We start from the raw sequence: 25,648 nt of genomic DNA on the forward strand, positions 1-25,648 counted from the left end.
CTTCTACTGAATTTAATAAGGCAGTTTCGTCTGCTAAAAAATTTAAAAAGTTGCAAAATTATCTTCCAACAAACTTTCTGCTTGGAAGCAAAGTAAAACTTGTTTTGGGAAATTAGTATAACAGAAAACTAACATGAAAAATGAGGACTTTGTCAACTATCAGTTATTTTACCTGCTAATAGAAATTATAGAGACTAAAAAAATAGAATGGGCAAGTCTACCTGTTCTATTTTTTCTTAATTTATGCTAAACTAGTAGTATGGGGGTGTGAGCATGATAAAGATTTTCGGTAAGGTTCGCTATCACTGGCAGCCAGATGTAGCTATCCTGATAATATATTGGTCTTTATCGGTCATTCCGATTTTTGTTGGCCTGGCTTTGATGTATGAAAGCTCACGAGTGCCGACTCTTGTTCTGTTTTCTTTCTTCTTGTTCATGGTTTTGCTGGGAATGGGAGTTCATCGTTATTTTACCATTTATGATGATGGAACCTTGCGAATTATCACAGCCAATCCCTTTACTCCGATAAAGGTCAAGATTTCAGATATTGAAAAAGTCGAAGTGACTAAGACGTCTATTACCTTATATTTTAAAGGGCAGAGCCGCAGCCGGAGTTTTTGTATGCGCAAGTGGCCTAAGAAATATTTTGTCAATGCCCTGGCCCTTAATGAGTATTTTAAGGGTGAGGTAGAATTAGTAGATAATTTTACCCATATTGACTATTTTGAAGCTTACTATGGCAGTCAGTCCAAAAAATCGTAGTCTTTCAAAAGAGCTCGGGTTGGGCAGTTTTTGATGGCTTCCACGACATCGGGATCCTCAGCGATTTCCTTTTCTAGGAGCTGGTCGTCCTGGTAAAATTTGACGATGCCATTGTCATGATAGTCAAAGAGATCTGAGTAGGTTTGACAAAGCCCGCAGGCAATGCACCGTTCGGGAATGAGTGTTACTTTCATACCCATATTGTAATAAGATTTTAAGAAAAACTCAAGGAGGAAGTCATGGAAAAAGAACCATGGGAAGAAGATGTATACGATAACGGAGAAGATAAGTTGAAACGAACCAAGAAATTTAGCGCCTTGAATGCAGATCGTTTGTTGACCATATTAACCATTATTTTCTGTATTTTAGTGGTTGCGGTGGTGTGCTTCCTGACCTATCTGTCTACTGGGGGAAGTAATAGACAGACCCAAATGGAAGGTTTCTACGGCACTTCAGCAGCAAGTTCCAGCAGTGAAGCGTCTTCTACAGCAGAGCAGCCAGCGGCAAATACCACAGAATCCTCTGAAGGAACTCTGACTGTCCAGCCTGGTGAAGGTGAGGCAGCTATTGCGGCGCGTGCAGGTATTTCTATTGCCAAGCTTGAACAGCTTAACCCTTCTCATATGTCCACTGGTTCTTGGTATGCCAATCCAGGTGATGTTGTGAAGATTGAGTAGGAGCCAGCCATGAAACAGATTCAAATTGCAATTGATGGTCCAGCTTCCAGTGGAAAATCGACCGTTGCCAAGATTATCGCTAAGGATTTTGGCTATACTTATTTAGATACAGGAGCCATGTACCGGGCTGCAACCTATCTGGCTCTGCGGCATCATCTAACAGAAGCAGATGCCACTGAAATTGTAGACTTGCTCAATAATCATTCGGTCAGTTTTGGTCGAGCGGAAGATGGCGAGCAGCTAGTCTTTGTCGGCGATGTGGATGTGACTCACCCAATTCGGGAAAATGAAGTTACTAATAATGTTTCCTGGGTATCTGCCATTCCTCAAGTCCGTGAGAAACTGGTGGCCTTGCAGCAGCAAATTGCAGCTCAGGGAGGGATTGTCATGGATGGCCGTGATATTGGAACGGTAGTCTTGCCTCAGGCTGAGCTCAAGATTTATCTGGTAGCCTCGGTTGATGAAAGAGCAGAGCGCCGTTATAAGGAAAATCTATCAAAAGGCATTCCAGCTGATTTGGAGAAACTGAAAGAAGAAATTGCAGAGCGGGATTATAAGGACAGTCACCGCGAGGTTTCGCCATTGAAACCAGCAGACGATGCCGTACATTTTGATACTACGGGTGTTGGTATTTCTGAAGTTGTTGCCTTTATCGAAGAAAAAGCGAAAAAAATTATTGACAAATAAAATGAAACTTGGTATGATAGTAGAGTTGAGAAAAGCAGAAGTGAGAGCTTCTCGCCTTGCGACTAACGTTGTCTGGCTCTACAGGATTCAGTTTCAGTAATGAAATACTATCATGTAGTGCGGGTTTGCGTTAGCAGGTCCGCACTTGTTTTTCTCTAAAAATAAAAAAAGAGGTGAAAACCATAGCAAAACAAGACTTATTCATCAATGATGAAATTCGTGTGCGTGAAGTTCGCTTGATCGGTCTTGACGGCGAACAATTAGGTATTAAACCGCTGAGCGAAGCGCAGTCTCTTGCGGATGAAGCAAATGTCGATTTGGTCCTGATTCAGCCACAAGCTAAACCACCTGTTGCAAAAATTATGGACTACGGTAAGTTCAAATTTGAGTACCAGAAAAAACAAAAAGAACAACGCAAGAAACAAAGTGTTGTTACTGTGAAGGAAGTCCGTCTCAGTCCAACCATCGACAAGGGAGACTTTGACACTAAACTTCGCAACGCACGCAAGTTCCTTGAAAAAGGGAATAAAATTAAGGTATCTATCCGCTTCAAAGGCCGGATGATTACCCACAAAGAAATCGGGGCTAAAGTTTTAGCAGATTTTGCTGAAGCGACTCAGGATGTTGCAATCATTGAGCAAAAGCCTAAGATGGATGGACGTCAGATGTTCATGCAGATGGCGCCAATTCCTGACAAAAAATAGATTGTCAGAAAGATAGAAAAAGGAGAAAACATTATGCCAAAACAAAAAACACACCGCGCATCAGCTAAACGTTTCAAACGTACAGGTTCTGGTGGACTTAAACGTTTCCGTGCTTACACTTCTCACCGTTTCCACGGAAAGACTAAGAAACAACGCCGTCATCTTCGCAAAGCAGGAATGGTGCATGCAGGAGATTTCAAGCGTATCAAAGCAATGCTTACAGGTCTGAAATAAGAGCTGCTGAAACGATTATCTAGGAAATATTGGAGGAAATATAAATGGCACGTGTTAAAGGTGGCGTTGTATCACGCAAACGCCGTAAACGTATTTTAAAATTAGCTAAAGGTTACTATGGAGCAAAACATATCTTGTTCCGTACTGCAAAAGAGCAAGTAATGAACTCTTACTACTATGCATACCGTGACCGCCGTCAGAAAAAACGTGATTTCCGCAAACTTTGGATCACTCGTATCAATGCGGCAGCTCGTTTGAACGGACTTTCATACTCACAATTGATGCATGGTTTGAAGTTGGCTGAAATCGAAGTGAACCGTAAAATGTTGGCTGACTTGGCTGTTAACGATGCAGCAGCTTTCACAGCTCTTGCAGATGCAGCTAAAGCTAAGCTTGGTAAATAATTAAAATAAGAACTGAGGATTTCCTTGGTTCTTTTTCCATAACTCTTAATGAAAAGTATGAAGAGGGAAATTGCCTGCCATGCCACTTATAGTATAGATAAAGGCATGTTGCTGATAAGATAGCTTTCATGGTAAAGCTAGTTAAAAATAGGAATTTGCGATATAATAGATAAAAANAGACATTTATGTAAATAAAAAATCAGTAGAATGGAGAAATTATGTCAGAGAATCGTTTAGCTTGGGATCAGTATTTTGCGGCTCAGGCTCTCTTAATCGCTAATCGCTCAACCTGCAAACGAGCCAAAGTCGGCGCTGTCTTGGTCAAGGATAATAAGGTTATTTCAACTGGTTACAATGGCTCAGTTTCAGGGACTGAGCACTGTATTGACCATGAGTGTCTGGTTATTGACGGTCACTGCGTGCGGACCTTGCATGCTGAGGTCAATGCCATCTTGCAAGGAGCCGAGCGGGGAGTTCCCAAGGGATTTACGGCTTATGTGACCCATTTTCCCTGTCTCAACTGTACCAAGCAACTGCTTCAAGTAGGCTGCAAACGGGTTGTTTACATCAACCAATATCGGATAGATGACTATGCTCAATATCTCTACAAGGAAAAAGAGGTGGAATTGGTTCATTTGCCGCTGGATGATGTCAAGAAGGCTATTGCTCAGACAGATTTGGTTTAGTGTACTTTAAATTTTTAAGATTAGTAGTCTAATTATTCCAAGTAAATCTACATAATAAAGCTATAGTTTCTGATTATAGCTTTTTCTATTTAAAAAATTCTGAACTTTTTAGCGAAAAGTGGTATAATGAAGAAGTTATATAGTCCCGATAAGGTGGTAGTTATTTCTATCAGTACTTTGTAACTCTATAACAATTTATTTAAGGGGGGACATTTCTATGTCAGAACGTAAACTTTTCACGTCTGAGTCTGTATCGGAGGGACATCCCGATAAGATTGCAGACCAAATTTCCGATGCTATTTTGGATGCTGTCTTGAGTCAGGATCCAGATGCCCATGTAGCTGCTGAAACAGCAGTTTATACTGGCTCGGTTCATGTTTTTGGTGAAATTTCGACCACAGCTTATGTAGATATAAACCGTGTGGTTCGTGATACCATTGCAGAAATTGGCTACACCAATACAGAGTATGGATTTTCAGCCGAGACAGTCGGTGTGCATCCGTCTTTGGTAGAGCAGTCGCCAGATATTGCTCAGGGTGTCAATGAAGCTCTGGAGGTTCGTGGGAATGCAGATCAAGATCCATTGGACTTGATTGGTGCTGGCGACCAAGGGCTTATGTTTGGATTTGCGGTGGATGAAACGCCAGAGCTCATGCCGCTGCCTATCTCGCTCAGTCACAAGCTAGTCCGTCGATTGGCGGAATTGCGCAAATCAGGAGAGATTGCCTATCTGCGCCCAGATGCTAAGTCACAGGTGACCGTTGAGTATGATGAAAATGACCAGCCTATGCGTGTGGATACAGTGGTTATTTCGACCCAGCATGACCCAGAAGCGACAAATGAAGAGATCCATCGTGATGTGATTGAAAAGGTGATTAAAGCAGTCATCCCAGCCCAGTATCTGGACGATAAGACAAAATTTTTCATCAATCCAACCGGCCGCTTTGTAATTGGCGGTCCGCAAGGGGACTCTGGCTTGACAGGACGCAAGATTATTGTGGATACTTATGGCGGTTATGCTCGTCACGGCGGCGGCGCCTTCTCTGGTAAGGATGCAACCAAGGTTGACCGGTCAGCTTCATACGCAGCTCGCTACATCGCTAAAAACATCGTGGCTGCTGGACTGGCCAAGAAAGCAGAAGTGCAGTTAGCCTATGCCATTGGTGTGGCTCAGCCGGTTTCTGTACGCATTGATACTTTTGGCACTGGTACTGTTGCAGAAAGCAAGCTGCAGGAAGCGGTTCGTCAGATTTTTGATTTGCGTCCGGCCGGTATCATTCAAATGCTGGATCTGAAACGCCCAATCTACCGTCAGACAGCAGCTTATGGCCACATGGGTAGGACAGACATTGACCTGCCTTGGGAAAAGTTGGATAAGGTAGAGGCTTTGAAAGCAGCAGTGCAGTAAGAAGACAGTTCTCAATCGTAATGATTGGGAACTTTTCTATTTTTTAAAGAAAAAATCATTTCTATACAGGCAACTTTTAAAAGGCAAGCAGTCTAGCCTTGCGCTTCTTTCATTTTTCGCAATACTTTTTCTGAAAAATTATTGAAAAAGCCATTTTCCCTGTTTCATTTTAATTTCAATTGTCTTATTTATCTAAAAGTATAGGAAATTTCCCGAATCTGTGGTATAATAAATGGCAATACCTTGAAAGAGCTTTATTTTAAACATGAAAAAAATTGTAATACATGGTGGTCGCCCCTTAAAAGGAGAGGTGACTATTAATGGTGCTAAAAACAGTGTCGTTGCCTTGATTCCGGCTGTGATTCTGGCGGATGATATTGTAACGTTGGATGGCGTTCCGGATATTTCGGATGTGGATAGTCTGATTGATATTATGATTGCCATGGGAGCTAGTGTTACTCGCTCTGAGGACAGTCTGACGATTGATCCGCGTGGTATCCAAAACGTCCCTATGCCTTATGGAAAGATCAATAGTCTAAGAGCATCCTATTATTTCTATGGTAGCTTGCTTGGTCGCTATGGTGAAGCAACGGTAGGTTTGCCTGGTGGTTGTGACTTGGGGCCGCGTCCTATTGACTTGCATCTCAAGGCTTTTGAAGCCATGGGGGCTAAGATGACAATGGATGGCAACTACATGAACCTATCTACAGGGGGCCAGCCGCTTAAGGGCGCTAGTATTTATATGGATACGGTCAGCGTGGGTGCTACCATTAATACTATGTTAGCTGCTGTCAAGGCCAAAGGCCGGACTATTATTGAAAATGCAGCGCGGGAGCCAGAAATCATTGATGTGGCAACTCTCTTGAACAATATGGGAGCGCACATCCGTGGAGCAGGAACTGATATTATTACGATTGAGGGGGTTCCACACCTTCATGGAACTCGCCATCAAGTAATTCCAGACCGTATCGAGGCAGGAACTTATATCGCCCTTGCTGCAGCTATTGGTCAGGGAATTCAGATTAATAATGTCCTTTATGAGCATTTAGAGAGTTTTATTGCCAAGCTTGAGGAAATGGGTGTTCGGATGACGGTTTCTGAAGACAGCATTTTTGTCGAAGAGCAGCAAACTCTGAGAGCTATAAACATTAAGACTTCTCCTTATCCAGGCTTTGCAACTGACCTACAACAGCCTATTACCCCGCTCTTGCTGACGGCTAATGGCCATGGTAAGATTACGGACACCATCTATGAGAAACGGGTTAACCATGTGGCGGAGCTGGCTAAGATGGCAGGCAAAATTTCGACCAGCAGCGATCAGATTGTCTATGAAGGACCAAATCAATTGCAGGGAGCTCAGGTCAAGGCGACCGATTTACGAGCAGGAGCTGCCTTGGTTATTGCAGGTTTGATGGCTCAAGGAAAGACAGAAATTACTAATATCGAGTTTATCCTGCGTGGCTATTCTAATATTATTGAAAAATTAACAAGTCTGGGTGCAGATATCCAGTTGATAGAAGAATAAGCGTTTTTCGCTTATTTTTTGTAGAGGTAGCAGATGAATTTGTGGACACATTTGGCAGCCTGTTCATTTATTGAGACAGAGCATGCTTTTTTGCGGCCCATTGTCTTTGAAGATGCAGGAGCCCTATATAAGATTGCGTCCAATCCGGAAAATACTCAGTTCATTTTTCCGACAGAAGCAAGCCTAGAGGAAAGTGAATACGTCATTGCCAATTTCTTTATGAAAAATCCTCTGGGGATTTGGGCTATTTGTCACAAGCAAACGCAGGAAATGATTGGCTCTGTCAAGTTTGAAAAGATGGACGAGATTAAGAAAGAAGCTGAGTTAGGCTATTTTCTGCGCCAAGACTACTGGGGACAAGGGCTGATGACAGAAATTGTTCGGGAAATTGCTTTTCTATCTTTTACCCGCTTTGACTTCAAGCGCCTCAGTATTATCACTCATGCAGAGAACCTAGCTAGTCAAAAGGTAGCTCAAAAATCTGGCTTCAGCCTCTACCGGCAGTTTAAAGGGAGCGATCGGTACACGAGGAAGATGAGAGATTATCTGGAGTACCGTTATGAGAGAGGAGATTTTAATGAGTAAGCATCAGGAAATTTTAACCTATCTTGAAAATCTTCCAATAGGCAAGAGGGTCAGTGTCCGCAGTATTTCAAACTATCTGGGAGTCAGCGATGGTACGGCCTATCGAGCTATCAAGGAAGCGGAGAACCGCGGTATTGTTGAGACCAGACCTCGGAGTGGTACTGTTCGGGTTAAGTCCAAGAAAGTTGTCTTGGAGCATCTGACCTACAAGGAAATCGTTGATATTACAGGCTCAGAAGTATTGGCCGGAGAAGATGGTCTGGAAAAAGAATTTAATAAATTCTCCATCGGAGCTATGACGGAGCAGAATATCCTGCGCTATCTGACAGAGGGTGGTCTTCTGATTGTCGGAGACCGGACGAAAATTCAGCTCTTGGCTCTGGAAAATGAGAATGCGGTGCTGGTAACCGGAGGCTTTGAAGTCAGCTCGGAAGTTCTGAAGATGGCTAATCTGCTCAATATACCGGTTCTCAGGACCAAGCACGATACCTACACCGTTGCAACCATGATTAATCGAGCCCTGTCCAATATGCAGATCAAGACCGATATTTTAACAGTGGAGCAGGTCTATCGCTCCAGCCACGAGTACGGCTTCTTGCATGATACTGATACTGTTCGTGACTATCTAGACTTGGTTCGTCGCAATCGCGCCAGCCGGTTTCCGGTTATCAACCAGCAGCAGATGCTGGTGGGAGTAGTAACCATGAGGGATGCAGGGGATAAGTCTCCTCTGACAACCTTGGACAAGGTCATGACGAAAAACGTCTTTATGACGGGTCTATCTGCCAATATTGCCAATATCAGCCAGCGCATGATTGCAGAAGATTTTGAAATGATACCAGTAGTTCGCAGCAATCAGACCTTGCTGGGTGTAATCACGCGTCGGGATATTATGGAAAAAATGAGCCGTTCTCAGATTTCCAGCTTGCCGACTTTCAGTGAGCAAGTAGGACAGAAGATTAGCCGTCAGGATGATTTGTTCTCCTTTACCGTTGAGCCTTTTATGCTGGAGCAAAATGGTGTGTTGGCTAACGGTGTGCTGACAGAAATTTTGACTCGGATTACCCAGCAGCTCATGGTCAACAGCGGCCGCAGTCTCATTATCGATCAACTGATGATTTATTTCTTTCAAGCGGTCCAGATTGATGACCTGCTGCATATCCAGCCGCGTATTATCCGTCAGACTAGGCGGACAGCTATTATTGACTTTGAGATGTATCTGGAAGCGATGCTGGTTGCCAAAGCTACGATTACAGTGAAAATTAATTAAGAAGAGGAAATTAGAGAAAGAATGATTACTTTAAAATCACAGCGTGAAATTGACTTGATGGACAAGAGTGGAGATTTTCTGGCTTCGGTCCACATCGGTTTGAGAGACTTGATTAAGCCAGGTATTGACATGTGGGACATTGAAGAGTATGTTCGCAAGCGTTGTAAAGAAGACAATGCGCTGCCTCTGCAGATTGGTGTTGAAGGCTCTGTCATGGACTATCCTTATGCTACCTGCTGCTCTCTTAATGACGAGGTGGCCCATGCCTTTCCCCGTCATCAGAAGCTGGTAGAAGGCGATGTCATTAGCGTTGATATGGTGGTTGGCTTAATCGATAAGGCAGAGCTGGATGTGTCCAAGCTAGATTTTGACAATGTAGCACAGATGAAGCAGCACACAGAGAGCTTCCGGGGCGGCGTAGCAGACTCTTGCTGGACCTATGCAGTAGGGAAGATTAGCCTAGAGGCTCAGCAGCTGATGGATGTGACCAAGGAATGTCTCTATCGTGGAATTGCGGCTGCCAAGGTCGGCAATCGTATCGGCGACATTGGAGCAGCTATTCAGGAATATGCTGAAAGTCATGGCTATGGCGTTGTGCGTGATTTGGTTGGGCACGGTGTTGGCCCAACCATGCATGAGGAGCCTATGGTGCCGCATTACGGTCGAGCAGGACGCGGCTTGCGCTTGCGTGAGGGAATGGTTCTGACTATCGAGCCCATGATCAATACAGGTACCTGGGAAATTGATACGGACTTTGAGACTGGCTGGGCACATAAAACGCTGGATGGCGGTCTGTCCTGTCAGTATGAGCATCAGTTTGTCATTACAAAAGATGGACCTGTCATTCTGACCAGCCAGGGAGAAGAAGGGACTTATTAGAAATCAAAGGCTGGGCAGTTGTCTCAGTTTTTTTTGAAGGAGAAGAGAGTGAAGAAATTATTTAGTAAGGTTCGGAAAAATCAGTTTTTAAGAGCATTTTTCCATTTTTATAAAGAGGCAGATAGTGAGCTGAGCAGCGTTGCAGTTGCTTATTATTGGCTGATTTCCGTTTTTCCTTTGCTCTTGATTGTCGTCAATATTCTGCCTTATTTCCATATTCCAATTGCGGATTTTCTGACAGCTATCAAGGACATGCTGCCAGAGACTTTATATGATGTTGTAGCAAAAGTCATGCGTGAAGTGCTGACCCAGCCTTCGACTGGGCTGCTGAGCTTCTCAGTCTTGTCTGCTCTCTGGACTTTTTCCAAGTCAATGAATTTTCTACAGATTGCTTTTAACAAAGCCTATGGGGTAGCCAAGAGCCGGGGGCTGATTTCTCATCGCGTCATGAGTCTCTTTGTGAGTCTAGGTCTGCAGATTCTCTTTGCCTTGGCCCTCTTTCTGACCATGTTTGGCCATATGTCGCTGGATTTCCTCCGTACTTACTGGAAACTAGATAATCAGCTTTATCAGCACTTGCAGAATTTTACCGAGCCATTGATTTACGCCTTACTCTTTGCGGTTTTGGTCATGTTCTATTATTTCCTGCCTAATGTGAAAATCAACAAAAAACGCTATGTTTTGCCAGGCAGCGCCTTTGTGCTCTTGACCATTCTAGCTTTACTGAATGTCTTTTCTGTTTACATGGATAATTATTTAAATCACCTGGTTGATGTCCGCTTTTTCAGCTCCATCATTATGGTTGTTATGATGTTTTGGTTTATCATGATTGCTAAAATTTTGATTGTTGGCGCAGTGCTCAATGCCAGTATCCAGAGCTGCTGTGAGTCAGGGTTTCAAGTTGAAAGTACTGGACGCTTTACTTTCAAGAAGAAAGAGCAGGATGGGGAAGGTGAATTATAATATGACATTATTTAAGAATGGTAGAAGAGGATGATAAGATGAGAAGAAAAAGTAGAATTGTTTTATGGCTACTGTTAGGTGGAATATTTTCCATAATTACACTAACTGGTTGTAGGACACTGAATCCCTCGGTTCCTGAAAATCGAACAGAAGAAGAATATGTTCTGGAAAATAGCTTCAAGCCTTTCTTTGACTTTTTAGCAGCAGAAAAGAAAGATTTATCAACTGTTCAAGAATATAGCTCTTATTTATTGGAACAGGAGAACCCCTCAAGTACTTTACAACACCATAAAATAGATTTAGAAAGAAAAGGCAATGTATTAGAGTAAAATTATAATATTGGCTATAATGATGGGGAGCCAAATTCAACTCTTTATAAGGTGATTTATGAGAATGAGCACTTAAATTATTTAGAAGAAATCCCACAAGAGTATGATATGCGGCTTTTTAATCCTCAGATTCATGAGGAAGTCTTTCGAAAATTACCGATTATTTCAATTCAAAAAGATCATCCAGAGACAACTTTACAAACCATTACTTATAAAGCTAATGATGACCTTGATTTTGTAAAAGAGATAAAAAAGAATTATAATATTAAGAGTAAGAGTTATGTGAGTATTACTTTAACTAATAGAGGATATGGAGAATTTTCTGTGGATATCAGCATTGAAGCTGAGAATGGACAATATATTAGTATTTTAAATCATATTGTGTTGAAAAAAACAGAGGAACAGTAGAAAAATACTAGAAGATAAAACCTTTGTTAAATTCTTGCATTTTTTCAATTTAAAGAGGATTTTCCTCTTTTTCTTTTTAGTTAATTTTATTGCATTTGCAATAAAATGTGCTATAATAGAGTCAAATAAAAATCAAAGGAGGGGATATGTCAGTATTGCGGGAAATTGGAATTATCGCCCGAGCTTTGGATTCCATTGCTAATATTGAGTTCCGCGACATAGAGCTGGCGCGGGGGCAATATCTTTATCTGGTACGAATCGCGGAGAATCCAGGAATCATCCAAGAGGAGCTGTCGGAGCTGCTCAAGGTGGATCGCTCAACGGTTGCCCGTTCTGTCAAGAAGCTAGAGGCCAAGGGCTTGGTTCACCAGAAGGCAGCCAAGGATAACAAGAAGAACAAGGAATGGTTTGTGACGGAAAAAGGGGAAAAACTTTATCCTTTTATCCTAGCTGAGAATGACTATTCTGAAGAGACTTCCTTGCAGGGCTTTTCTCAGGCGGAAGTTCAAGCCTTAGAGAAAATACTGGTTCGAGTGCGTGAAAACATCACAGGTGACTGGGAAGCCGTCAAAAAAGGACAAAAAAGAAACTATTAAGATTTAAGAGGTAGAACATGAAAGTTACAGTTGAAAATGAATTTTGGCAAGTATTTCCGGAAGCTCAGATTAGTATTTTAGTGGTCAAAGGGCTTGATAATAGTGTGGATGAAAGTAAGGATCCATATTTCAAATCCCTGCTGGATAAGGGAGCAAAGCGAGCTGAGGACTTTATCCCAGACGAGAACTTCACTCAAAATGAAGTCATTCAGGAGTGGCGGCAGGCTTTCAGCAAATTCAAGACCAAAAAAGGAGCGCGCTCCTCTATCGAAGCCCTGCTCAAGCGGGTTAGTCAGGGGCGGGAACTTCATCCAATCAATCCTTTGGTCGATATCTACAACAGTGTCTCGCTGTCTTATGCGGTTCCATGTGGAGGTGAGGATTTGGATAAGATTGTCGGAGGTCTTCATCTAGGAAAAGCCAAGGGTGGCGAAGCCTTTTTCCCGCTGGGAGCTGAGAGTGACGCGCCGGCTCTGCCAGAAGAAATCATCTACTATGATGAAGAGGGGGCTGTCTGCCGTTGTCTTAACTGGCGAGAAGCCCAGAGGACCATGCTGAAAGAGGAGACCAAGGACGCCATCTTGGTCATTGAGGCCATTAATGAAGAGCAAGCAGCACGCGTCCAAGCAGCTATGATAGAACTCCAGACTCTGGTTGAGGAATATTTTGGTGTCAAGGGTGAAATCACTCATCTGACTTTTGACAAACCAAGTTTGGAAATTTAAGACTATAAAAAACTGGATCAGAATTATCTGGTCCAGTTTTGTTATTTTGAGGCTGAAGCACCATAGCCAATTAGTTTTTCTTGTTTTCAAAGATAAAGACTTTACTGAAAACATAGTTGAGGACAATAATAAGCACTTGAGAGAAAAGGGACTCTATCGAGTTGATAAGGTTGCGTTCATTTTTGACAAATTGCCCGATAATATTAGGGTAAGTATCTACTAATAATTTTGCAAGAACAATATCTAGCAAAAGAGTGCCAGAACGAGCCAGAGCAAATTTAAGAAGTCGTTTTTGCCAACCTTTGCGCTGCTGTTTAAAGACAATGGTATCATTTGTGATAAAGGCAAAAAGTACTGCTGTGACATTAGCAGTAATGGTCGCAAATAATGTCTGTCCTGTAAGAGCGAAGATAAGGAGACGAGTAGTCATATAAACAAGGGTAGCTGCCACACCAAAGAAAAGATAGGACAGAACCTCATTGTCAAAGAATTTTTTGATTAAAGTTTTCATAAAGATAGTCTATCATATTTCTGGGATTTATGCTATACTAGTTGGGTTGCCAAATCTGTGGGGGAATCATCTAATGATGCTCCTCTCATGCGACGCAACCCTTGGCGCTTAGCTTCTTTCGCCAAGCATATTACACGCGGTAAAGCCGCTAAAGGAGAAAACATGAAACAAGAAAAACTGAGAGTTCGTGATTTNGCTCAGATTGCCATTGTCGCTGCCATTTATGTAGCCCTTACGATTACGCCCCCTTTAAGTGCTATAAGCTATGGTGCTTACCAGTTCAGAATTTCTGAAATGATGAACTTTATGGCCTTTTATAATCGGAAATATATCATGGGTGTGACTATTGGCTGTATGATTGCCAATCTATATAGTTTTGGAATCGTTGATGTCTTTGTTGGCGGTGGGTCCACCTTGGTCTTCCTGTCACTGGGTGTCTACCTTTTTGGTCGCTATAAGAATCAATATCTGATTAAAGGCTTGATTCGTTTGGATCATTTCTATTTTGCAGTATTCTTTTCTATCTCAATGGTGACCATTGCTGCAGAATTACACTTCTTGCAAGGCCTGCCATTCTTCCTGACTTGGTTTACAACGGCCATTGGAGAATTTGCTTCCTTGATTGCTGGAGCTATTATTATTAACCAGATTGCGAAAAGTATTGATTTGACAAAATAAGACAGCAGAGAGCGGAATTTCCGCTCTTTTTGTATCCCTTTCTTTTTTAGGAAGAATTCGGAACAAATAGAGGAAGATTTTGTGTATTTGTGATAAAATAGAAGTATGAAAGAAAGAATGTCAGAATTAGTAGAATTGCTCAACCGATATGCTCATGAATATTATACGGCAGACAGGCCAAGTGTATCGGACAGCGAGTATGACAGACTCTATCGTGAATTAGCGGAGTTAGAAGAAAAGTACCCAACCGATATCCTACCTGATAGCCCAACGCATCGGGTGGGTGGGAAGATTTTAGAAGGATTTGAAAAATATCCACACCAGTATCCTCTCTTTAGTTTGCAGGATGCTTTTTCACGTGAAGAATTAATAGCCTTTGACCAGCGGATTCGCAAGGAATTTCCTCAGGTATCTTATCTTTGTGAGCTCAAGATTGACGGGCTCTCTATTTCCCTGACCTATGAAAAGGGAATATTGGTAGCAGGTGCGACACGGGGGGATGGCTCTGTTGGAGAAAACATCACTGAAAATCTCAAGCGGGTCAAGGATATTCCACTGACCTTGAAAGAACCGCTGGACATTACGGTTCGCGGAGAGTGCTATATGCCCAAGGCATCCTTTGATGCGGTCAATCAGCTGCGACAGGAAAATGGTGAGCCTGAGTTTGCCAATCCACGTAATGCAGCAGCGGGAACCTTGCGCCAGCTGGACACAGCAGTTGTGGCCAAGCGCAATCTAGCAACCTTCCTATACCAAGAAGCCAGTCCTACTCAGGTTGGCAGCCAAGAAGCCGTCTTAAACAAGCTGGCAGATTTGGACTTCTCAGTCAATCCTACTCATATTCTGGCGGATTCTATCGAAGCAGTTTGGGAGTTTATCGAAAAGATTGCTCAGGAGCGGGACAGTCTGCCTTATGAGATTGACGGTATTGTCATCAAGGTTAATGACTTGGCGGTGCAAGAGGAGCTTGGCTTTACTGTCAAGGCACCCAAGTGGGCCATTGCCTATAAGTTTCCGGCTGAGGAAAAGGAAGCCCAGCTTCTGTCTGTTGACTGGACAGTGGGGCGGACGGGAGTGGTGACTCCGACAGCCAATCTGACGCCAGTGCAGCTAGCGGGAACGACTGTCAGCCGAGCAACCTTGCACAATGTGGACTATATTGCAGAGAAGGATATTCGTCAGAAAGACACCGTTATCGTCTATAAGGCGGGGGATATTATTCCTGCTGTCTTGCGAGTGGTTGAGTCCAAACGAGTCTCAGAGGAGCCTCTGGAAATACCAAGTCACTGTCCGAGCTGTGAGAGTGAGCTAGTGCACTTTGAAGATGAAGTCGCTCTGCGCTGCATCAATCCTCTCTGTCCAGCTCAGATCAAGGAGGGCTTGATTCACTTTGCCAGCCGGGATGCCATGAATATTACTGGCCTTGGTCCAGCAGTGGTAGAGAAGCTCTTTGCTCAAAACCTAGTCAAGGATGTGGCTGGAATCTATCGGCTGACGGTAGAAAATTTACTAGAACTAGAGAACTTTAAGGAAAAATCAGCAAATAAGTTGTATACTGCTATTCAAGCTTCCAAGAAAAACTCAGCTGAACGCCTCTTGTTTGGCTTGGGGATTCGCCATGTGGGAAGCAAGGCCAGTCGGATTTTGCTGGAGAAATTCCATGATATTCCTAGGTTGTCTCAGGCCAGCCAAGAAGAGATTGCGGCTATCGACAGTCTTGGGACGGTGATTGCCCAAAGCCTGCATACCTATTTTGAGCAGGAAGGCTCTCAGATTCTTTTGGCGGAACTGCAGGAAGCAGGTGTGAATCTGGACTATCTGGGACAAAAGGCAGCGGCTGATGCAGCCCTATCAGGTATGACGGTTGTTTTGACTGGTAAATTACAAAAATTGACACGCAATCAAGCTAAAGAAAAATTGCAGAGTCTAGGTGCTAATGTTTCCGGATCTGTTTCTAAAAAAACGGATCTGGTAGTAGCTGGCGCAGATGCCGGCAGCAAGCTGGCCAAGGCCCAGGAGTTAGGAATTGAAATTCGGGATGAAGATTGGCTTGATAGCTTATGAGGCTGAAGTATGAAGGATAAGATTAAACGAGCACGATTGATTTATAACCCGACTTCGGGACAGGAAATTATTAAGAAAAATATAGCGGAAGTTCTGGATGTTTTGGAGGATGTGGGCTATGAAACCAGCGCCTACCAAACCACTCCAGCGCCTCTTTCTGCTCAAAAAGAAGCTGAGAGAGCAGCAAAAGCAGGATTTGATTTGATTATTGCGGCAGGCGGCGACGGTACCATCAATGAGGTAGTTAATGGCGTGGCGAATCTGGATGAACGGCCTAAATTGGCCTTTATCCCAACTGGTACAACCAACGATTATGCGCGTGCTCTGAAGATTCCCATGGGAGATCCGGTAGCGGCAGCCCGCATTATCGAAAAGAACCAGACCATTAAGATGGATATTGGCCGGGCCTATGGCAGCAAGTATTTTATTAATATTGCAGCGGCTGGAACCCTAACGGAGCTGACTTATAGCGTACCTAGCGAGGTCAAATCCCGCCTAGGCTACTTTGCTTATGTCGCAGAAGGAGCAAAAAAACTCCCTCGCTCTAAGTTCCGCAAGGTCCGTATCAAGCACGACCACGGTGTCTTTGAAGGGAAGATTTCGCTGATGTTTGCGGCTTTGACCAATTCCATTGGTGGTTTTGAAAAGCTAGCGCCAGACACTAAATTAGATGACGGGAATTTTACCTTGATTTTGGTCAAGACAGCTAATCTCTTTGATATGCTGAGTCTGATGATGCAGGCTATCAATGGCGGTCAGCACGTTGGCGATATCAATGTAGAATACCTCAAAACAAGCAAGCTGCAGNTGGAAGTTTTAGATAAAAAAGGTCCATTTATGCTGAATTTGGATGGAGAATACGGCGGCGATACGCCTGTTGAACTGGAAGTGCTGCACGGTCATTTGGAATTTTTTGCCAATATTGATGAAATCAGTCAGACAGCCCTTTCAATAGAATAATTTTAGATAAGAGATGAAAGAACATGCTAGACTATAAAGTCTTAGTCCATTATCACAATCCTACTGGAGATTATTTCTCATATGATATGTGGCAGTGGCAAATAAACCAATGGGGACAGGAAGCAGCCTTTTTCAAACTTGATTATTTTGGTATTCAGGGGGAATTATCATTTCAAACCTGGGAGCCCTTAGATCATGCTCACGTGATAATCAAACGTTCAGACTGGTCTAGCCAGTCCTGTGACTACCATATTGATTTGTTGCCTCCTCATCTGGTTACGGAAATTTGGCTGATTGAGGGAGATACGCAGGTTTATTATTCCCTGCAGGCTGCAACGACGAGTCACCAGTATTCACGCCGGCGTCCGCATAACTTTGATATGGCTCTAAGAACAGACTATTTTGATGAATGCTGGGGCTATCAAGGCTGGTTGGGACACCGTCAGGCGGACGGCAAACATACTTTCAAAGTTTGGGCACCGACAGCTAGGAAGGTAGAGCTGGTAGTGTATGAATCAGCTGACAATCAAGCTTCTGTTTATAAAGTCTTCCCAATGCAAAAAGGTGACCGATATTCCCACGACCATAAGGAAAATACCATCGGTGTCTGGTCAGCTGAAATAGCAGAAGACTTGACCGGCAAAACTTATCACTACCATGTTAGCTTTGAATACCGCAATTTTTATACTCGAGATCCCTATACTGTTGCGACCAGTCCAGATGGCAAACGCTCAGCGATTCTTGGAGCGGATGAGACAGAGGTAGCTGGTTTTCAGGTCCGACAAGGCAAAGAAGCTTTCTGGCGCTTGGATAATCCAAATCAAGCAGTGATTTATGAGATGCACATTCGGGATTTGACCAAATCGGAGACTTCAGGCGTGGACAGTCAGCTGCGCGGGACTTTCCTGGGGGCCTGTCAAACAGGCACTACCAATCATCTAGGGCAAAAAACAGGCTTTGACTATATCAGCGATTTAGGCGTTAATGTTGTCCAACTTCAGCCTGTCTCTGACCGTCACAAGAACTATGATGAAAATGGGGAGCTAATCTACAACTGGGGCTATGACCCACAGAACTATCATGCTCCAGAGACTAGCTTTTCCAGCAATCCTGCCGACCCAGCGCAGGCCATCCGTGATTTGAAAACGATGATTCAGGCCTACCATGATGCGGGAATCTCTGTGACACTGGATGTTGTTTACAATCACATCTACTCGACCTATGATTCGGCTTTTCAGGCTATAGTACCGGATTATTACTATCGGATGAATCCTAACGGCTCTTTCCAAAATGGAACCGGAGTGGGGAGTGAGACGGCTAGCGAACATGAGATGTTCCGCAAGTTTATGATTGACTCTTTGCTGTACTGGGTGGAGGAGTTCAATGTAGATGGCTTCCGCTTCGACCTAATGGGAATTCATGACGTGGAAACGATGAATGCCATTCGTCAGGCCATGGATGAGGTGGATCCACGAATCTTGCTCTATGGAGAAGGCTGGGATATGGGAACGGGTCTGAGACCAGAAGACAAGGCTAAGAAGGACAATGCTTATCAGTTACCACGGATTGGATTTTTCAATGATACAGAGCGGGATGCGGTTAAGGGAGCCGAGGTTTACGGTGGCATCAAGGCTGGTTTTGTCAGTGGTCAGGCGACGGAGGATATCGTCGCTAAGTCTATCCTTGGCAGTAGTGAGCTAGGCAGCTATCTCAGCCCTAATCAAGTTCTTAACTACGTGGAGGCTCACGATAATTTCAACCTGCATGATTTGCTTGCGGAGCTGCATCCCGACGATGATGTTCTGACTCGCACCAAGCGGATTGAGCTGGCAACTGCTATGAATCTGCTCATGCAAGGCATGGCTTTCATGGAGCTGGGACAGGAATTTTCCCGTACCAAGCTAGTGGCGACTGGAGAAGACGGCCAAGTTCTTCCCAGTGATCGCGAAAGGGCAATGAACAGCTACAATGCGCCAGATGCAGTCAATCAGGTGAATTGGGATATTTTGCAGGACCATCAAGAGAGTATTGATTTTATCAAGGACATCATTCGCCTCAAGACAAGCTGCAAGGCCTTTTCTTATCAGACCTATGAAGATATTTATAAGCATGTCTTTGTTCAATCAGCAGAGCAGGGCAGTGGTTTGATTATCTTTGAAATCAAGGATGACAAGCATTATCAAGTCATTTTTAATGCTAGTGGACTGCCTTATTATCTGCCTAATGCAGATAAGATGCGCCTCCTAGTCGGCAATAGTCGTCACAAGAAGCCTTTCTATGTTGAAAATCTGACGGTTTCTGTTTTTGAAGTTATTCAATAAGATATTAGCTACAAGAAAAGCCGTAAGTCCATTGGACTTACGGCTTTTTTGTTATCTATGGATTGGCTGTGGAACTAGAGCTGGAAGAGCTTGCGTCTTCTTGACTGCTGTCTTCGTCGCTACTGCTAGTTTGGAACTGCTCTGGATGCAGTGCTCTATAGCTTGGCGAGTTAAATAGGTCCACAGTGGAGACATTGCCTCGCTTGGAGTAAAGACTGGTTGATTGGTCGCCTTTTTCCTTTTCAATAGCCAACAAGGCTTTCATTGAATTAAGATAAGAGTAATCTTTAGGGTTGACCTTGCCCAAGTCATTTCCCTTGTAGAAGCGAATCAAGTCACCGGTTTGAATGGCATCACTCATCTTCAGCTGAGTATTGGCGGCATTACGAATCTCATCCAGCTCTTTCTTGATGGTTTCGTCAGGATTAGTAATTTCCTCACCGGTCTGGGTGTAGTAGGTCCGTCCATTGAAGCTAGTGTATTTTGGAGTGACAAAGTTATTGCTGGAGCGGAAGGCTGTGATTTGCTGATGCTGAGATGACAGCAGGTCTTGTCCAACTTGAAGGTAGTTCTTAGAGTCAATGCCCAGTAAATGCTCCAATGTTGGCAGCATATCTACTTGACCACCGTATGTATCAATTATCTTTCCTTTGTCCATGCCAGGCACCACTACCATGTATGGCACGCGCTGCATCATGGCATTGTCGTAGTTGGACCAAGTCTCAGAGGTCTTTCCTACAAGGGGGGCTAAGTTAGGATTACGGGTTTGGGAAATTCCAAAATGGTCTCCGTAGAGAACGATAATAGAGTTGTCATAGAGGCCGGATTCTTTGAGATAGTCAAATAAGGCCTTGACAGAAGAATCTAGATAGTTGGCAGTGGCAAAGTAACCGTTGATGGTTTCATCCTTGGTCTTGGCCAGTGGGAAGCCAATCTCGTCACCAATCAGACTTGTCGTGTAAGGATAGTGATTGGAAACCGTGATATACTTAGCATAGAAAGGCTGCTGCAGGTGTTCCAGATATTTGATGGAATCTTTCAGCATAATCTTGTCGTTCAAACCATACTGGAAGGAGTTGGTGTCGTCCTGCTTGGTAAAGTAAGACGCATCAAAGAAATAGTTATAACCCCATTGCTTGTAAGCTGTATTGCGGTTCCAGAAGCTTCCAGTATTTCCATGGAAAACAGCAGAAGTGTAGCCGCCATTTTTGGAAAGAATAAAAGGTGCTGCTTGCTGGGTATTGGTACCACCGTAGTTGACCATAAAGGAGCCTTGATTGAGACCGAAGAGCCCAGTTTCAATCATGGTTTCAGCATCAGAAGTCTTACCAGCCTTGACCTGGTTGAAAACATTAGAGAATGCCAGAGTCGAGTTGGAGTGGTAGAGGGAGTTGAGGAAAGGTGTCACCTCGTACTCTTTCCCATCTGCCTGCAGCTTATAGTCAATCAGGAACTGCTGGAAGCTTTCCAGATGGACGTAGATTACATTGCGACCCTTGGCAATCCCGTAATATTCTGGATTTGGTTCCGCATAGTGGGATTGGATATATTCTGTTACTGGTTCCAAGTCTTTTTCAGAAGCTTTGGAGCGCTCACGATTGGCAGTATATGTCTGGTTGGCACTGTAACCTAGAAAGGCTGGCAAGCCCAGAGCCCGAACGACATAATAGTTGGAAAATCCACGTGACAAGAGCTCAGGCCGGTCAATTTCAGCCAAGAAAAGGTTGGCTGAGAAAAGCATGGCGGACAGGGATGTCACAGCAAAGCTGGCGCGTTTATTGAAAGGCCGGTCATCCATACGAATGTATTTCTTAAAGAATAAGAAGGCCAAAATCGGGAAATCAATCAGATAAAGAATATCCCAAGGGCGGAAGAGCTCAAGTGCTGCTTCCCCAAGTCCAGCTGAAACGCTGCTAGAAGCCAGCATAGTGTTTACTGTAACAAAGTCACTGAACTCGCGGTAGTAAATGGAATTAGATACCAGCCAAGCAAAGAGGAGCAGATAGATTCCGAAGGCTAGGCTGTAGAATAATTTGGTTCGTTTTACATAAAGTGCCAGTCCTAGTAGCAAGAGGCTGATAGGAAAAGGGTTGATAATAGCTAAAAATACTTGATAGACACCTTGGATATCAAGGTTAAAATCAATCGTATAGGCCCACATGGTTTTTATCCAATAGAGGACCAGTAAAATCAAGACAAAACCTAGTCTCGTACTCATGAAATTGAGTAAATTCTTGGTTATTTTTTTCACAAAAAGTTACTTCCTTGTCTTATTTCCTAAAAATTTTCTCCTCTAAGTATAACATAATTTCTCCAGTTAAGGAAAATTTGAGCCGCATTTGAGATATTTTAAATCGACGAAATTGTAATATTTCTATAAAAGCCTTATCCCCTCTATGGAGAGGTTTATAGTCATTTTGCACTCGTTTGTGAAATCTTTTATTAACTCAAATGTAAAATATGTTTTGAGAATTTTCACAATCTTTGGTATAATATAATTTATGAATAAACTTACTGTTACTCAAGAGGCAGAAGAAAAACTGAGAAAGGGCATTCTTTTATTAGATAAAAAGGATTTTGGCGCTCTTTCGCTTCAGAATCAATGTGTGGAGCTGCAAAACCGTCAGGGAAAGTTCTTAGGCATAGCTTATCTCTCTCCTCAGAATAAGGGAGTTGGCTGGCTGATTTCTCAGAAGAAGGTAGAGCTGAACTCGGATTTTTTTCAAACTCTCTTTGAGCAGGCTAAGAGTAGACGTTCTACTTATTTCCATTCGGCTGACACGACAGCCTTTCGACTCTTTAATCAAGAGGGGGATGGCTTCGGTGGCTTCACGGTGGATTTCTACAATGACTTTGCGCTTTTTTCTTGGTACAATGGCTTTGTCTTTGCTATCAAGGAGCAGATTCTGACAGCCTTCGTTAAGGTTTTCCCAGAGATTCAGGGAGCTTATGAAAAGATTCGTTTCAAGGGTTTGGACTATGAATCGGCTCATCTCTACGGAGCGGAAGCACCGGAAACCTTCACAGTCTTAGAGAATGGTGTCCGCTATCAGGTTTTTCTGAATGACGGTCTTATGACCGGTATCTTTCTGGATCAGCACGACGTGCGGGCTAGTCTGGTAGATGGTCTGGCTGCTGGTAAAAGTTTACTCAATATGTTTTCCTATACAGCTGCTTTTTCAGTAGCAGCAGCTATGGGCGGTGCCAGTCAGTCAGTATCAGTTGATTTGGCCAAGCGCAGCCGTGAGCTGTCAGAAGCTCATTTTCTGGCCAATGGTTTGACATTGGATCAGCACCGCTTTCAGGTGATGGATGTCTTTGATTATTTCAAATACGCTAAGCGCCACGATCTAAGCTTTGATGTCATTGTGATAGATCCGCCCAGCTTTGCCAGAAATAAAAAGCGGACATTCTCGGTTGCTAAAGATTATCATCGTTTGGTTGCACAAGCTTTGGAAATCCTGAATCCTCAGGGAATCATGATTTTAAGTACCAATGCAGCCAATCTTTCCAAAAGTAAGTTTAAACAAGAAATTGAAAAAGGCCTTGCTGGCAGAAAGCACCGCTATCTTGCGGAGTATGGCCTGCCAGCAGACTTTGTCTATAATAAAAAAGACGGGAGCAGTAATTACCTCAAGGTATTTACAATAAAGGTGGACCAATGAAATTAGTCGTTTCTGTAATGCCCAAGAGTTTAGAAGAAGCTCAAGAAATTGATGTATCACGCTACGAAGAAGCGGATATTATTGAATGGCGGGCAGATTTTCTGGCCAAGGATGACATTTTAAATGTTGCGCCAGCTATTTTTGAAAAATTTGCCGGACGTGAATTGATTTTCACCTTGCGGACCCGTCAGGAAGGCGGAGAAATCGAACTGTCCGATGATGAATATGTAGCTCTCATCAAGGAAGTAGCCGGTTTTTACCAGCCGGATTATATCGATTTTGAATATTTCTCTCACAAGGGGAAATTTGAAGAAATGCTAGAGTTTCCTAATCTGGTGCTGAGCTACCATAACTTTGAGGAGACGCCTGAAAATATGATGGAAATCCTGTCTGAGCTTACTTCTCTGACCCCTAAGGTGGTCAAGGTTTCTGTCATGGCTCACAATGAGCAGGATGTGCTGGACTTGATGAACTATACTCGCGGTTTCAAGACTTTGAATCCTGAGCAGGATTTTGTCACCATTTCCATGGGAAAAGTTGGCAAGATTTCACGCATTGCGGCTGATTTGACAGGTTCCAGCTGGTCTTTTGCCAGTCAGGATATGGCGTCAGCACCCGGTCAGATTTCTCTGAGCAATATGAAGAAAATCCAGGAGATTTTGAATGAAAATTAATGGCCACACCCGCATGGCTGCTGTGGTTGCCAAGCCAATTAAGCATAGTATTTCTCCTCTTATTCACAATATGGCTTTTGAAAAGACTGGTGTCAATGGTGTCTATCTAGCTTGGGAAGTAGAGGCAAAGGATCTGCAGGCCAGTATAGAAAATATCCGCAGATATGATATGTTTGGTGTCAATCTTTCCATGCCCTATAAGCAGGAAGTGATACCTTATCTGGACGAGCTGGATGTCAGTGCCCGCCTTATCGGAGCGGTCAATACCGTTGTGAATAAAAATGGAATTTTAGTTGGTTATAACACAGATGGCAAGGGATTTTTTAAGAGCTTGCCTTCTTTTGCTATTCGGGGCAAAAAAATGATGATTTTGGGAGCAGGTGGAGCAGCGACAGCGATTATTGCTCAAGCAGCTTTGGACAATGCAGAGGAAATTTTTGTCTTTACTCGGCAAGCTTCCTATGAGAAGACTGTCAGAAAGATGGCAGCTATCAGCCACCAAACCAAGAGTCGTATCCAGGTACTAACTTTGGAAGATGCGGATAGTTTGCAGGATAAAATCAATCAATCAGACCTTCTGGTAAATGGAACTAGTCTAGGCATGGATGGTATCAGCATGCCCCTGCCTGAACAGCTTGAGCTGCCCAGCCAGATTTTAGTTGCAGATGTTATCTACCAACCTTTCGAAACGCCCTTTCTCAAATGGGCCAGAAATCAAAATGTCACAGCAATCAATGGACTTGGTATGCTGCTCTATCAGGGAGCAGAAGCCTTTGAGCTTTGGACCGGCAAGACCATGCCCAGTCAGGAAATTTGGCAGTGTTTAGAAGAATTGTATAAATAAGGAGGCGCTTATGAAACTGAATGTGAATCTCCCGCATCATCCCTATGATATTCTCATCGAAAAGGGGTCTTTATCTCAGGCTGGAAGTTGGCTGAGTCAGCTTTGGGAGCCTCAGAAGGTAGTTATCGTCACGGACAATCGAGTGGCTAGACTCTATGCGGAAAAGGTCAAGCTGAGCTTGGAAGCGGCTGGGTTTGAGGCCTTTGTCTTTGACTTTTTGGAGGGTGAAGCCAGCAAGAACTTAAAGACGGTCAACAAAGTCTATGAGTTTTTGGTCAAGGTTGGTCTGACCCGCAGTGATGGTATCGTAGCCTTGGGAGGAGGCGTTGTTGGTGATTTGGCAGGTTTTGCCGCTTCGACCTACATGCGGGGTGTGCATTTCGTGCAGATTCCGACCAGTCTGACTGCTCAAGTGGACTCCTCTATTGGTGGTAAGACAGGTGTCAATACGCCTTGGGCCAAGAATATGGTCGGAACTTTTACCCAGCCTGACGGAGTTCTGATTGACCCTGAAGTCTTGCATACTTTGGGTCAGCGGGAACTAATCGAAGGCATGGGCGAGGTGGTCAAGTACGGCTTGATTGAGGATAAGGAACTCTGGGATGAGCTGTCAGAAATGGATGGCAGTCCTGAGTCGATTTTGGAGCATGCTGAAAGCATCATCTACCATTCCTGCGATGTCAAGCGTAAGATTGTGGTCGAGGACGAGCTGGATAATGGCGTCCGCCTCTATCTGAATTTCGGTCATACTATTGGGCACTCTATCGAAGCGACAGCAGGCTATGGAAAAGTCATGCACGGTGAAGCAGTGGCGATTGGCATGGTACAGGTTTCCCGCGTCGCTGAAAAGAAAGGCCTCATGCCAGCTGGAATTACAGAAGACATCGTCCGTATGTGTCAGAAGTTTGGCTTGCCGGTGGATTATCAGCCTTGGAATGAGAATGCTCTCTATCAGGCCTTGACTCATGATAAGAAGGCTAGAGGCAACTCTATCAAGCTAGTACTGGTGCCTGAGTTGGGTTCGGCTAGTATTCACCAGATTCCGCTGGAAGAGATGAAAGAATTTCTGAAGAAATAAGTGCCAGATGG

28 protein-coding genes, 1 riboswitch and 1 other annotated feature are annotated in these 25,648 nt (G+C 43.7%); of the genes, 25 read left to right on the forward strand and 3 right to left on the reverse strand.

From position 1 onward, the window contains the following. The first annotated feature begins 273 nt into the window (after positions 1-273). Complete coding sequence (locus D8886_RS09105) at positions 274-762, forward strand: EbsA family protein (RefSeq protein WP_125342312.1); 489 nt, start codon at positions 274-276, stop codon at positions 760-762. On the opposite strand, the gene D8886_RS09110 is transcribed toward D8886_RS09105, so the two are convergent. Then, on the reverse strand, positions 744-956 hold the full coding sequence (locus D8886_RS09110; RefSeq protein WP_312023222.1) for a ferredoxin: 213 nt from the start codon (positions 954-956) through the stop codon (positions 744-746). The two genes, D8886_RS09105 and D8886_RS09110, sit on opposite strands and share 19 nt — an antisense overlap. A 45-nt stretch (positions 957-1,001) precedes the next feature. Between D8886_RS09110 and D8886_RS09115 the strand changes: the two genes are divergently transcribed. From D8886_RS09115 to D8886_RS09190, 16 genes are all read left to right on the forward strand, one after another. Beyond that, on the forward strand, positions 1,002-1,439 hold the full coding sequence (locus tag D8886_RS09115) for an SAG1386/EF1546 family surface-associated protein (protein WP_002897255.1): 438 nt from the start codon (positions 1,002-1,004) through the stop codon (positions 1,437-1,439). A 9-nt stretch (positions 1,440-1,448) separates the two neighbouring features. Continuing rightward, positions 1,449-2,126, forward strand: a complete 678-nt coding sequence (gene cmk, locus D8886_RS09120; RefSeq protein ID WP_002930946.1) for a (d)CMP kinase — start codon at positions 1,449-1,451, stop codon at positions 2,124-2,126. A gap of 26 nt (positions 2,127-2,152) precedes the next feature. Beyond that, positions 2,153-2,283, forward strand: a sequence feature (ribosomal protein L20 leader region). 16 nt (positions 2,284-2,299) lie between these two features. Next, on the forward strand, positions 2,300-2,830 hold the full coding sequence (gene infC, locus D8886_RS09125; protein WP_002895037.1) for a translation initiation factor IF-3: 531 nt from the start codon (positions 2,300-2,302) through the stop codon (positions 2,828-2,830). A gap of 33 nt (positions 2,831-2,863) precedes the next feature. Next, complete coding sequence (gene rpmI / locus D8886_RS09130) at positions 2,864-3,064, forward strand: 50S ribosomal protein L35 (RefSeq protein ID WP_002895038.1); 201 nt, start codon at positions 2,864-2,866, stop codon at positions 3,062-3,064. A 44-nt stretch (positions 3,065-3,108) separates the two neighbouring features. Beyond that, the gene (gene rplT / locus D8886_RS09135) at positions 3,109-3,468 is read left to right on the forward strand and encodes a 50S ribosomal protein L20 (protein WP_000124830.1); all 360 of its coding nucleotides are present in this window, start codon (positions 3,109-3,111) and stop codon (positions 3,466-3,468) included. Between the two features lie 218 nt (positions 3,469-3,686). Beyond that, positions 3,687-4,154 (forward strand): deoxycytidylate deaminase, encoded by a 468-nt coding sequence (locus D8886_RS09140; RefSeq protein WP_002895042.1) that lies wholly within the window; start codon positions 3,687-3,689, stop codon positions 4,152-4,154. A gap of 217 nt (positions 4,155-4,371) precedes the next feature. Next, positions 4,372-5,562, forward strand: a complete 1,191-nt coding sequence (gene metK, locus D8886_RS09145) for a methionine adenosyltransferase (RefSeq protein ID WP_125435265.1) — start codon at positions 4,372-4,374, stop codon at positions 5,560-5,562. A gap of 265 nt (positions 5,563-5,827) precedes the next feature. Continuing rightward, positions 5,828-7,087: a UDP-N-acetylglucosamine 1-carboxyvinyltransferase gene (murA, locus tag D8886_RS09150; RefSeq protein WP_125435267.1), complete on the forward strand. Its 1,260-nt coding sequence runs from the start codon at positions 5,828-5,830 to the stop codon at positions 7,085-7,087. A gap of 33 nt (positions 7,088-7,120) precedes the next feature. After that, positions 7,121-7,672 carry a GNAT family N-acetyltransferase gene (locus D8886_RS09155; RefSeq protein ID WP_125435269.1) on the forward strand — a complete coding sequence of 184 codons (552 nt, stop codon included), beginning with the start codon at positions 7,121-7,123 and terminating at the stop codon, positions 7,670-7,672. Next, positions 7,665-8,942, forward strand: a complete 1,278-nt coding sequence (spxR, locus tag D8886_RS09160) for a CBS-HotDog domain-containing transcription factor SpxR (RefSeq protein WP_009659239.1) — start codon at positions 7,665-7,667, stop codon at positions 8,940-8,942. The genes D8886_RS09155 and spxR overlap by 8 nt, the downstream gene beginning before the upstream one ends. 21 nt (positions 8,943-8,963) lie before the next feature. Further along, entirely contained in the window at positions 8,964-9,821 is an 858-nt protein-coding gene (locus tag D8886_RS09165) for a methionyl aminopeptidase (RefSeq protein ID WP_125435271.1), read from the forward strand. 33 nt (positions 9,822-9,854) lie between these two features. Further along, positions 9,855-10,784, forward strand: a complete 930-nt coding sequence (locus tag D8886_RS09170) for a YihY/virulence factor BrkB family protein (protein ID WP_185761290.1) — start codon at positions 9,855-9,857, stop codon at positions 10,782-10,784. Positions 10,785-10,822: 38 nt separating this feature from the next. Continuing rightward, a complete protein-coding gene (locus D8886_RS09175) occupies positions 10,823-11,113 on the forward strand; it encodes a hypothetical protein (RefSeq protein WP_125435275.1) in 291 nt (96 codons plus the stop codon). A gap of 108 nt (positions 11,114-11,221) precedes the next feature. Next, entirely contained in the window at positions 11,222-11,521 is a 300-nt protein-coding gene (locus tag D8886_RS09180; protein WP_125435277.1) for a hypothetical protein, read from the forward strand. Between the two features lie 146 nt (positions 11,522-11,667). Further along, positions 11,668-12,117 carry a MarR family winged helix-turn-helix transcriptional regulator gene (locus D8886_RS09185; RefSeq protein WP_125435279.1) on the forward strand — a complete coding sequence of 150 codons (450 nt, stop codon included), beginning with the start codon at positions 11,668-11,670 and terminating at the stop codon, positions 12,115-12,117. A gap of 17 nt (positions 12,118-12,134) precedes the next feature. Further along, positions 12,135-12,842, forward strand: coding sequence for a B3/B4 domain-containing protein (locus D8886_RS09190; RefSeq protein ID WP_125435281.1), 708 nt, complete (start codon positions 12,135-12,137; stop codon positions 12,840-12,842). A gap of 70 nt (positions 12,843-12,912) precedes the next feature. Here D8886_RS09190 and D8886_RS09195 read toward each other — a convergent pair whose 3' ends face one another. Continuing rightward, positions 12,913-13,353 (reverse strand): GtrA family protein, encoded by a 441-nt coding sequence (locus tag D8886_RS09195; protein WP_125435283.1) that lies wholly within the window; start codon positions 13,351-13,353, stop codon positions 12,913-12,915. A gap of 28 nt (positions 13,354-13,381) precedes the next feature. Continuing rightward, a riboswitch (PreQ1 riboswitch) is annotated at positions 13,382-13,518 on the forward strand. Between D8886_RS09195 and D8886_RS09200 the strand changes: the two genes are divergently transcribed. From D8886_RS09200 to pulA, 4 genes are all read left to right on the forward strand, one after another. Continuing rightward, a complete protein-coding gene (locus D8886_RS09200) occupies positions 13,516-14,031 on the forward strand; it encodes a QueT transporter family protein (RefSeq protein WP_125435285.1) in 516 nt (171 codons plus the stop codon). It overlaps the preceding riboswitch by 3 nt. A gap of 105 nt (positions 14,032-14,136) precedes the next feature. After that, positions 14,137-16,095, forward strand: coding sequence for an NAD-dependent DNA ligase LigA (gene ligA / locus D8886_RS09205; RefSeq protein ID WP_125435287.1), 1,959 nt, complete (start codon positions 14,137-14,139; stop codon positions 16,093-16,095). A 9-nt stretch (positions 16,096-16,104) separates the two neighbouring features. Beyond that, a complete protein-coding gene (locus D8886_RS09210; protein WP_125435289.1) occupies positions 16,105-17,055 on the forward strand; it encodes a diacylglycerol kinase family lipid kinase in 951 nt (316 codons plus the stop codon). Between the two features lie 23 nt (positions 17,056-17,078). Further along, positions 17,079-19,376 (forward strand): type I pullulanase, encoded by a 2,298-nt coding sequence (gene pulA, locus D8886_RS09215; RefSeq protein ID WP_125435291.1) that lies wholly within the window; start codon positions 17,079-17,081, stop codon positions 19,374-19,376. Positions 19,377-19,431: 55 nt separating this feature from the next. On the opposite strand, the gene D8886_RS09220 is transcribed toward pulA, so the two are convergent. Beyond that, positions 19,432-21,627: an LTA synthase family protein gene (locus tag D8886_RS09220; RefSeq protein WP_125435293.1), complete on the reverse strand. Its 2,196-nt coding sequence runs from the start codon at positions 21,625-21,627 to the stop codon at positions 19,432-19,434. 250 nt (positions 21,628-21,877) lie between these two features. Between D8886_RS09220 and D8886_RS09225 the strand changes: the two genes are divergently transcribed. Genes D8886_RS09225 through aroB form a run of 4 tightly spaced genes read left to right on the forward strand, consistent with a single transcriptional unit; the run spans position 21,878 to position 25,637 of the window. Further along, positions 21,878-23,041, forward strand: a complete 1,164-nt coding sequence (locus D8886_RS09225; protein WP_125435295.1) for a class I SAM-dependent rRNA methyltransferase — start codon at positions 21,878-21,880, stop codon at positions 23,039-23,041. After that, entirely contained in the window at positions 23,038-23,715 is a 678-nt protein-coding gene (gene aroD / locus D8886_RS09230; protein WP_002900029.1) for a type I 3-dehydroquinate dehydratase, read from the forward strand. Before D8886_RS09225 ends, aroD begins: the two co-directional genes overlap by 4 nt. Beyond that, the gene (locus D8886_RS09235; RefSeq protein WP_111675611.1) at positions 23,705-24,559 is read left to right on the forward strand and encodes a shikimate dehydrogenase; all 855 of its coding nucleotides are present in this window, start codon (positions 23,705-23,707) and stop codon (positions 24,557-24,559) included. The genes aroD and D8886_RS09235 overlap by 11 nt, the downstream gene beginning before the upstream one ends. 10 nt (positions 24,560-24,569) lie before the next feature. Beyond that, entirely contained in the window at positions 24,570-25,637 is a 1,068-nt protein-coding gene (aroB, locus tag D8886_RS09240) for a 3-dehydroquinate synthase (RefSeq protein ID WP_111675612.1), read from the forward strand. The last annotated feature ends 11 nt before the right edge of the window (positions 25,638-25,648 follow it).

The sequence above is a fragment of the Streptococcus sanguinis genome, assembly GCF_003943655.1.
In the GTDB taxonomy this organism is placed as follows: domain Bacteria; phylum Bacillota; class Bacilli; order Lactobacillales; family Streptococcaceae; genus Streptococcus; species Streptococcus sanguinis_F.